This window comes from Arthrobacter sp. SPT-J7, assembly GCF_059089965.1.
Genome location: NZ_JBNHFF010000589.1, coordinates 1 through 397 on the forward strand (window position 1 = coordinate 1; position 397 = coordinate 397).

1 pseudogene is annotated in these 397 nt (G+C 59.9%); it reads left to right on the top strand.

Going from position 1 to position 397, the window contains the following annotated elements:
- Positions 1 to 385 (top strand): annotated as a pseudogene (locus AC5RWX_RS34420) (transposase); the annotation flags it as partial.
- Between the last annotated feature and the right edge of the window lie 12 nt (positions 386 to 397).

Sequence of the window (397 nt, forward strand, 5' to 3'; positions counted from 1 at the left end):
GAAAGCATCGCTTCAGCGATTTCTCGCCGGACGCCAGCACCGCGACGGCATCGTCAAGGCGCTCAAGCCGGTATACACGGCCCCGTCCGAGCAAACGGCGAAGGACCGGTTCGCCGAGTTCACGGCTGAGTGGGGCCAGCGGTATCCGGCGATTGTGCGGCTCTGAGAATCCTCCTAGGCTGAATTCGTACCGTTCCTGGAGTACGACGTGGAGATCCGGCGGGTGATCTGCACGACAAACGCGATCGAGTCGATCAACGCGCGCTACCGAAGGGCCATGAGGGCCCCGGTTCGAAAGAACCACTTTAATGAAAACCGACCGGACCCACACACCGTTTATCGGACAGTCCCGGACATTGTGCGATGCGCATGCGTGTCCTATTAGGTGGTGACTTCA